Source organism: Methylobacterium sp. WL119 (assembly GCF_008039875.1).
Taxonomy (GTDB): Bacteria; Pseudomonadota; Alphaproteobacteria; order Rhizobiales; family Beijerinckiaceae; genus Methylobacterium.
The window spans coordinates 1-8,629 of record NZ_VRUU01000148.1 but is presented as its reverse complement, the minus strand read 5'-3'; the positions used below and the strand labels follow the sequence as shown (position 1 = coordinate 8,629).

Annotated in this window: 9 protein-coding genes; 2 read left to right on the top strand and 7 right to left on the bottom strand. The window is 71.9% G+C overall.

What is annotated here, in order from left to right:
* Positions 1 to 42: 42 nt before the first annotated feature.
* The 4 genes from FV227_RS26725 to FV227_RS26710 form a co-directional block, all read right to left on the bottom strand.
* Positions 43 to 1,611, bottom strand: a complete 1,569-nt coding sequence (locus FV227_RS26725) for a type II and III secretion system protein family protein (RefSeq protein WP_246686591.1) — start codon at positions 1,609 to 1,611, stop codon at positions 43 to 45.
* Between the two features lie 8 nt (positions 1,612 to 1,619).
* Entirely contained in the window at positions 1,620 to 2,411 is a 792-nt protein-coding gene (gene cpaB, locus FV227_RS26720) for a Flp pilus assembly protein CpaB (RefSeq protein WP_147727594.1), read from the bottom strand.
* Between the two features lie 230 nt (positions 2,412 to 2,641).
* Positions 2,642 to 3,190, bottom strand: coding sequence for a prepilin peptidase (locus FV227_RS26715; RefSeq protein WP_147727593.1), 549 nt, complete (start codon positions 3,188 to 3,190; stop codon positions 2,642 to 2,644).
* Positions 3,191 to 3,535: 345 nt separating this feature from the next.
* Complete coding sequence (locus tag FV227_RS26710; RefSeq protein WP_147727592.1) at positions 3,536 to 3,703, bottom strand: Flp family type IVb pilin; 168 nt, start codon at positions 3,701 to 3,703, stop codon at positions 3,536 to 3,538.
* 322 nt (positions 3,704 to 4,025) lie between these two features.
* On the opposite strand from FV227_RS26710, the gene FV227_RS26705 reads away from it, so the two are divergent.
* Positions 4,026 to 4,541, top strand: coding sequence for a pilus assembly protein N-terminal domain-containing protein (locus tag FV227_RS26705; RefSeq protein ID WP_147727591.1), 516 nt, complete (start codon positions 4,026 to 4,028; stop codon positions 4,539 to 4,541).
* 27 nt (positions 4,542 to 4,568) lie between these two features.
* Here FV227_RS26705 and FV227_RS26700 read toward each other — a convergent pair whose 3' ends face one another.
* The 3 genes from FV227_RS26700 to FV227_RS26690 all read right to left on the bottom strand — a co-directional run bounded on the left by FV227_RS26700 (position 4,569) and on the right by FV227_RS26690 (position 7,988).
* On the bottom strand, positions 4,569 to 5,693 hold the full coding sequence (locus FV227_RS26700) for an aminotransferase class V-fold PLP-dependent enzyme (protein WP_147860299.1): 1,125 nt from the start codon (positions 5,691 to 5,693) through the stop codon (positions 4,569 to 4,571).
* A gap of 26 nt (positions 5,694 to 5,719) precedes the next feature.
* Positions 5,720 to 6,817, bottom strand: a complete 1,098-nt coding sequence (gene mtnA / locus FV227_RS26695) for an S-methyl-5-thioribose-1-phosphate isomerase (protein WP_147727590.1) — start codon at positions 6,815 to 6,817, stop codon at positions 5,720 to 5,722.
* A 67-nt stretch (positions 6,818 to 6,884) separates the two neighbouring features.
* Positions 6,885 to 7,988, bottom strand: a complete 1,104-nt coding sequence (locus FV227_RS26690) for a LuxR C-terminal-related transcriptional regulator (protein ID WP_147727589.1) — start codon at positions 7,986 to 7,988, stop codon at positions 6,885 to 6,887.
* A 176-nt stretch (positions 7,989 to 8,164) separates the two neighbouring features.
* Here FV227_RS26690 and FV227_RS26685 point away from each other — a divergent pair.
* Positions 8,165 to 8,629: DNA translocase FtsK 4TM domain-containing protein (locus FV227_RS26685; protein ID WP_187274965.1), on the top strand; the 465-nt coding region annotated here is incomplete at its 3' end.

The following is an 8,629-nucleotide window of genomic DNA, read 5'->3' as shown; positions in this document are numbered from 1 at the left end:
GAGGAGGGAAGTCGCGCGGGGCGGGGCACCGCGGGGCGAGGATCAGTCGGTGATGAAGCCGACGCGGCCGCGATAGCCGCGCCCGAGCGGAGCGGTGCCGGCGGTGCCGTAGACCCGGTTGATCTGCCCGAGCAGGATCGCCTGGCCGTCGGTGGCGTCGACGAAGGCGTCGTCGGGGCGCGTCACCTGCCGGGGCTCCATCGCCTTGGCGATGTAGGGGGTGACCATGATCATCAGCTCGGTCTCCTGCCGCTGGTAGTCGCGCGAGCGGAACAGGGCACCGAGGATCGGCAGGTTGACGAGGCCGGGCAGGCCGTTGATCGCCGCCTTGCTCTTCTGCTGGATCAGGCCCGCGGTCATCATCGTGGCGCCCGAGGCGAGCTCGACCGTCGTCTCGGACTTGCGCACCGTCAGGCCCGGAACGGCCGAGGTCGTGTTGCCGCTGACGAACGAGTAGGAGTTCTGTGGGTCGATCTCGCTCACCGACGTGCCGACGCGCACGGAGATGCGGTTCTCGGCCATCACCACCGGCGTGAAGTTGAGGGTGACGCCGTAGGGCTTGAAGGAGATGCCGACGACGCACGTCGGCTGGGTCCCCGCGACGAGGCTCGGCGTGCAGCTCTGGCTCGACGGGACCGGCAGCTCGCCGCCGGCGGTGAAGTTCGCCGACTCGCCCGAGATCGCGGTGAGCGTCGGCTCGGCGAGAACGCGCGAGACGCCGGCCTGCTCGAACGCACGCAGCGTCGCCGTGATGCTCGCGCCGCCGGTGCCGTTGATCGTGCCCGAGAGCAGGTTCCCGGCCGGGAACTGGCCGCCCGAGAGCGAGAGCGGCGTCACGTTGGCGAGGTTGAGCCCCGACCAGCTGCCGCTGAGGTTGATCCCGAACTGCTTGAGGACGGTGCGCGCGACCTCGACCACGGTGACGCGCAGCATCACCTGGTCCTTGTTGCGGATCGTCAGGTTGTTGATCACCGCGCCGCGGGCTCCGGCGCCGCCACCGCCGGCGGCGCCGCCGGACACGCCGACGAAGGCGTTGGCGATGTCGATCGCCTGCTGCGCCTCGGACGAGGAGCCGACCGAGCCGGACAGCAGGATCGAATCGCCGGTGACGCGCACGTCGAAGCGGCCGCCGGGAATGCTCTGGCCCAGGAGCTGGCGCAGCGCCCCAAGCTTGAGGTCGCGCGCCACCGTCACGTCGAGCGCCGCGATCTGGCGGCCTTCCGCGTCGAGGATGAAGATCGAGGTCGCGCCGTCGGCCATGCCGATGACGAAGACCTTGCGGGTCGAGCGCACCACCGCGTTGGCCACCGCCGGGTTGGCCACGAACACCTCCTTGGCGTCGCGCGGCAGGTCGACGATCACGGAGCGGCCCGCGGTCAGCTCGATCTTGCGGGTCGTGCTCGCCTCCGCCTGCCCGACGGACAGGACCGGGGCGGGCCCAAGCACCGCGCGCTCCTGCGCCGCCGCCGGAGCGGTTCCGAAGGCCGTCAGCAGGGCGAGCAGGCCGGCGAGCGGGCTCGCCAGAGGATGGGTGAGGGGGCTCGCGGGATGGCCGGCGAGCGTCGGTCCGGAATCCGTCATCGGCTGCACCTCGTCGTGCGGTTCGGGCATCGGGGGGCTCACCGGGTCTGCTGCCGGCTGACGCCGAAGCGCATCACCGTCAGGGCCGCCTCCTGAGGCGCGGCCTCGGCTTCCGGCGGGCGGCCGGAATCGGCCAGGCTGCGCAGGGCGAGGGAGAGGGAGCCGACCTTCTGGGCCAGCGTGATCTTCTCGGCCTGGCCGGGGGTCAGGGCGAGGGTCGCGGTCTCGCCGGTGACGACGTTGGTGCCGTTCTTCTCCTGGATCAGCTGGCCGACCGCGAGCACGCGCACGTCGGTGAGGATGGTCTGAGAGACCTGCACGTCGCTGCCGGTCGCCTTGGAATTGTCCTCGTCGCGGAAGGTGCGAATCACGTCCACCCGGTCGTTGGGCAGGATGAAGCCGCCGGCCGAGTTGGTGCCGCGGCTGTCGGTGACGATCGCGACGGCGCGCATCCCGGAGGGCAGGATCGCGGCCATGAAGCCGCTGTCGGGCCGCACGAGCTTCTGCGGGCGGATCGGCTCGCCGGCCAGGAAGGCCGAGCGGATCGTCGCGCCGGCCGTCTCCTCCAGCGCCTTCGGCACGTCCTTGCGGGTGATGTAGCCGGGGGTCAGCGCGTCGTCGGGCCATTTCTGCCAGCGCAGGTCGGCGACCTGGAGCACCTGACCCATGGGCAGCTCGGCAGCCGCGACCAGCACCTCGGTCGTCGGCGGCGCGGGCGCCTCGACCCTGACGACGGGCGGGGGCGGCGGATCGCCGCCGCTCATCAGGAAAGCCGCTCCACCGCCCGCGACGAGGGCGATGGCGAGGACGGCAAGACGCGCTGGTTTCATCGTCGGGCCAAAGCATGGAACGGCAGGGTTGCCGCCCGTTGACCGACGTTAGGGCCGAATTCCTCAAATTAGGGTTAAGAAGGCATGACCATCGCGTTTCGTCCGCTGTCCGAGGACGGTCTGACCGGACGGCACGGTGAATGACGCGGTTCCGGCCGCCTAACGCGGTCGTCCGCCCGTCGCGCCGATCTTCATCGTCAGTCGGTGCCGCTGGCAGCTCGGTTCGGGGCTCAGCCGCCGAGGGCGCGGGTCCAGACCAGGGTCTCGGGCAGGATCACCAGCGCGGAGGCTGCGAGCGCGATGCCGTAGGGGATGCCGGTCTTCGCGTCGTGCAGGTGCAGCGCGAAGGGCAGGCGGGCGACGACGGAGGGCAGGGGATGGCTGCGTGCCAGGAGGATCGCCAGCGTCAGCGCTCCACCAAGGATCGAGGCGACGAGCAGGTAGTCGAGAAGCTGGTCGAACCCGATCCAGAGCGCGGTCGAAGCCGCGAGCTTGGCGTCGCCGCCGCCGATCTTGCCCAGCGAGAACAGGGTGAAGGTGACGGCGAGCACCAGCGCGCCGGCCGCGAGATGCATCCCGATCTCGGGAAGGCTGAACAGGCCGGTGGCGGCGACCACGCAGAAGCCGGCGATGAGGGCCAGCGAGATCCGGTTCGGGATCAACATCGTGAGAAGGTCGCTCGCCGCGGCGTAGGCCATGAAGAACGGGAAGACGATCAGGAGGCCGAAGCTCGCCAGACCGGTGCTAGCCATCACGCTTGCCATGACCGTTGCCATCATCCTTGCGATCGCGGTCGATTCGACCGTCGATGGGGTGTCCAAGTCGCGAGTGTCGGGCGCGGGCGTGAAGAAACCGCAAATTCCGATCCAGGCCGCGCCCGGACGCACGGGCCCGAGATCGCGGACGACGCGAAGCCGATCCCGCGGGGGCGGGATCGGCTTTGGCCCGCGGCGGGGCAGGGCATGCGCGCCCGCGAGGGAAGCACCGCACCCCGACTTACGGCCCGTGTCCGCCGTGACGGTCCGTCGGCCCGAGCCCCGATCCCCTGGCCGCCTCCCGTGGGAGGGCCGGGAGAGCGGGACGTTGCCGCCGACTGCGCCGTTTCCGATGGACGCGAAGCCGAACTACTGGACGAGCTGGTTCGAGACGCTCGTGAAGGTATTCTTCAGCTTGGAGCCCAGGGTCGACAGCGTGCCAATGATGACCACGGCGACGAGGGCGGCGATCATGCCGTATTCGATCGCGGTGGCGCCGGACTCGTCCGAAGCGAAGTTCTTGAACATGGTCTTCATGGCTTCAATCCTTGGTCGAAACACTTGCGAGGTAACCGTCGAAGATCTGTTGTTTCGATCGGCGGCAGATGGAGGATGCCGAACCCGCCTTGCCATTCGGTTAAGTCGGTCCGCGAAAGCGCTAAATCGAGGCACGACCGCCCGCATGGTGAAGAAAGCGTCAAGTCTTCGGCGCTCCGCCACGGCGCCGGCTTAGCGGTTCCTTCACCAATAAGGTGTTGCCTGGAGGCGAACGGGATGCGCGCCTCGGCGCGTCGCACCGCTCTGCAGGCACCACGCCCGCGCGACGCGCCTCCAGCGTATTGATGAGTCTCAGCAGCCGATGCGCCTCACCCAGCCCCACCGCCCGTCCCGTGCCCGCTCGGCCAAGCGCCTGCCGGGCGTCGCCCTCGCCGTCGCGCTCGCCTTCGCGACGGCCCCCGCGCTGCGGGCGGAAACCCTGCCCGTCGTCACGGTGATGGTCGACAACGCCAAGGTCATGCGCCTGCCCGAGCGCACGCAGACGGTGATCGTCGGCAACCCGATCATCGCCGACGTCACGCTGCAGAAGAACGGCGTGCTGGTGCTGACCGGCAAGAGCTTCGGCGCGACCAACCTGATCGCCCTCGACGCCGCCGGCGCGATGCTGGCCGAGACGACGATCCGGGTGGAAGCCTCGCAGGCTTCGGTGATCACCATCCAGCGCGGCGCCGAGGAGCGGAACTCGTATTCCTGCACGCCGTACTGCCAGCCTTCGGTGCAGCTCGGCGATTCGACCAAGTATTTCGGCGACGTCAGCGGCCAGGCCGAGACCCGCCGCAACCTCGCCACCGCCGGGTCGACGGGCCCCGGGCGCTGACATTCCCGCCCGACCGCGGGCCGATTTCTAGCCGCGACCGGGCATCACCGCCTCCAGCGCCGCCAGGATGCGGGACAGGTCGGCCTCGTCGACAAAGACGTGCGGGCTGATCCGCAGGCGGCCGAGCCGGGCGCTGACGAATACGTTCCGCCTTCGCAGCTGCGCGACGAGATCCTCGGCGGCGGCACCCGGCACCGTGACGCCCAGGATGTGCGGGCTGCGCAGCGCGCGCAGCGGCACCGCGAGGCCGAGGGCCTGCACGCCTTCGGCGAGGCGGTCGGTCAAGTCCCGGAGCCGGCCTTCGATCGCCGGCACGCCCCAGCCCGCCACGAGTTCCAGGCCCGTGGCCGCCATCGGCAGGCCGACCGGATCGTGGCATTCGCCGCGGTCGTAGCGGCGTGCGCCCATGACCGGCGGGCGGTTCCCGGCATGCTCGGCGAGGGGCCGTCCCTCCTGCCGATGCGGTGCCGCGTAGAGGAAGGCGAGGCTGTAGGGGCCGAGCACCCACTTGTAGGTCGGGAAGGCCAGGAAATCGGGCTTCAGCCGAGCCACGTCGATCGGCATCGCGCCGACCGCCTGGGTCGCGTCCACCACCAGGGCAGCGCCGGCCGCGCGGACGGCCGGAGCGAGACGGTCGAGGTCGATGATTGTCCCGTCCGCCCAGTGCAGCGGCGTGACGGTCGCGACCGCGAGCGGCGGCGCACCGGGGCGGGCGATCGCTTCGAGGAGCGCCGCCGTCCAGTCGCCGGCGTCCGGGCGCGGCACCGCCTCGACCACCATGCCGGCCTCCGCGGCGAGGCGGTCGAAGGCCAGGCAGAGCGACGGAAACTCCTCGGCGACGCGCAGGATGCGCCCGCCCGGCACCGGTGCGATCGCCCGCGCCGCGATCGCGATGGCGTCGGCGACCGAGCCGACGACGGCGACGGCGTCCGCCGGAGCGCCGATCAGGGCCGCCGCCGCGCAGCGCGCCCGCTCGGTCCAGGGCGGCACCTCGGAGCGTGGATGGGCCCAGGGCAGGCTCTTCACCCGCATGCCGGCCTCGCCCGCCTCGCGCACGCTGCGCGGAAGCGGCGTCCAGGCGGCGGCATCGAGGTAGGCGACCTCCGCCGGCATCTCGAACAGGTGCCGCTGGCAGGCGAGGGGCGAAGCCATGGGCGCGCTCGTCGACGGGTCGCCGCTCAGGCGGCGCGGCGGCGCTCGGGATAGAGGCCGAGCAGGCCCTCGGCGTCGGCCCGCGCGATGCCGCGCTCGGTGATCAGGCCGGTGACGAGGCGGCCGGGGGTGACGTCGAAGGCCGGGTTGGCGACCGGGCTGCCCGGCGAGACCACCTGGATCGTGGCGAAGCCGCCATCCTCGAGCCGCCCGGTGAGATGGGTGACCTCGCGTGCGTCGCGCTCCTCGATCGGGATCTCGGCAACGCCGTCCTGCAGGGTCCAGTCGATCGTCGAGAACGGGAGCGCCACGTAGAACGGGATGCCGTTGTCGTGGGCGGCGAGGGCCTTCAGGTAGGTGCCGATCTTGTTGCAGACGTCGCCCGACGCGGTGGTGCGGTCCGAGCCGACGATGCAGAGATCGACCTGCCCGTGCTGCATCAGGTGGCCGCCGGCGTTGTCGGCGACGACGGTGTGCGGCACCCCGTGGCCGTTGAGCTCGAACGCGGTGAGCGCCGCGCCCTGGTTGCGGGGCCGGGTCTCGTCGACGATCACGTGGACCGGCACGCCGGCCTCGTGCGCGACGTAGATCGGCGCCAGCGCCGTGCCCCAGTCGACGGTGGCGAGCCAGCCGGCGTTGCAATGGGTCAGGACGTTGACCGTCCGGCCGGTCCGCCGCGCGATCTCGGCGATCAGGCCGACGCCGTGGTTGCCGATGGCGCGGCAGCTCGCCACGTCCTCCTCGGCGATGCGGCCGGCCTCGGCGAAGGCGCGGGCGAATCGCTCGGGCGCCTGGACCTGGCGCAGGTTCCCCGCGACCCGGTCGAGCGCCCAGCGCAGGTTGATCGCCGTCGGGCGGGTCGCGGCCAGCGCCGCCACCGCGTGGTCGAGGCCGGCATTCGAAGCATCCTCGCGCATCGCGAAGGCCAGGCCGTAGGCGGCGGTCACGCCGATCAGCGGCGCGCCGCGCACCACCATGGTGCGGATCGCGCGCGCGGCGTCGTCGAGGCTCGCCAGCCGCTGCAGCTCGAAGGCGAAGGGCAGGCGGGTCTGGTCGATCACCTGGACGCTGACGCCGTCCGCGTCGGGGAAGATAGTCCTGTAGGGGCGGCCGTCGATCTTCATGATGACGGTCTGCCATATCGAAACGCGTTTTGCACCACCGCGCGCGCGTTCCGCGGGATCCCGAAGGTCAGGTCGGGTCGCGCCCGATCGCCGCGCCGGTGAGCATCGCGACGAGGTCGGCCTGGCGGGCGGTGCCGGTCTTGGCGAAGATCGCCTTCAGCTGCGTGCGAATGGTCGCCGACGAGACGCCGTGCACGTCGGCCAGCGTGCCGACCGTGTGCCCGTTCGTCAGCCCGCGGGCGACGCGCGCCTCGGCGGGGGTGAGGTCGAACAATCCCTGCATCAGCTCCGCCGGAAGAGCCCGGCCCTGCCGGAGATCCGCCACGACGAGGATCGTCGCCGCGGCGGCGAACACGTCGCGGGCGGCCCCGCGCACCGGCACGAGGTGGGCGATCATCGCACCGCGATCGGCCCGCGCCGCGATCGGGATGGAGGCGACGGTGTTCGGGTCGCCGGCCTGCACCGGCGCCGCGAGCGCGCGCACGAGGAGGCCGTCCGCGCGCGGGTCCGTCAGGTGGACGCGATCGGACCGATCCTGGGCGACGGAGGGCACGAGGCCGGCGAACAGGCCGTTGGCGGCGATCACCCGGTTCCCCGGTGACAGGACCGCGGCCGGCAGGCCGAGCAGGTCGAGGGCCGAGACGACGCTGCGGGCCTGCGCCAGCCCGAGGCGGGCGGCGATCAGCCCGGCGCGGGCGAGGTGCGCGCGCAGGGGATCGAGGGCGCGCACGGTCTCCGGCGTGAACGGCCCCGCCGCGAAGGCCCGTTCCCAGGAGAAGATCACGGCATCCTCCCCCACCGTCGGGATGGCAACGCCGGTGCACCAGCCGAGGCCGCGGGCCCGCAGGAACCCGTACATCGGGTCCGCGTCCATCTCCGCATGGGTGAACAGGTCGAGGTCGTGGACGAAGCCCGAATGGCCGAGCGCCAGCGCGCGGCCCGGGCGCGGGTTCACCGCCATCAGGCCGGTGGCGATCGCCTCCGGCAGGTGCGTCAGGAGGGCGCCGGTGGCGCGCCACCGGGGGCCGTGCCGCCCCTCGGCGAGGATGATGGCCCCGACGGACCCCGTCGCGGCGGCGATCCGGTCGAGCACCTCCGGCCAGATCTCGGGCACGACGGCGGCTTCGTAGATCAGGTCGACCAGGGCGTCGAACTCGGCGGGGGCAAGCATCGTCGGTCTTCCCAGGCGGCCCGGAGGCCCGGCCGGGGGGAAAGGGAAGCGTTTCCGATCCGGGCCGTCCTCGCAAGGGCAAAGCCCGGGACGTGAAGGATTTTTCAACCTTAAATGCGCGTTAACGTAAGGCGCCTAGCCTCCGGGGCAGAGTCTCCTTTCGCGTCCGGTCCCGCATGCGCTCGCTTCGCCGCTCCGCGTCGCCCTACGATACCTTCGTCGACACGCTGCGCCCGTTCCTGGCGCGGCGGCTGACGGAACTCGGTGGGCTCGTCCTGTTCACGGGCGCGATCGCGCTGACGGTCGCCCTCGCGACGTGGTCGATCGACGACCCGAGCCTCAACCACGCCACCGACCACGTCGCGCACAACGTGCTCGGCCAGCCCGGGGCGGTGGTCTCGGATCTCGCCATGCAGATCCTCGGGCTCGGCGCGCTCGCCTTCGTGCTGCCGCCGGCGCTGTGGGGCGTCCGGCTGATGCGCGAGCGCGACCTGCCGAACGGCGGCATGCGCATCGCCCTGTGGATCATCGGCTTCTGCGCCGCGAGCGCGGTGGCCAGCGCCCTGCCGCCGACCGCCCGCTGGCCGCTGCCGACCGGGCTCGGCGGGGTCGCCGGCGACGCGCTGATGTCGGCCGCGCGC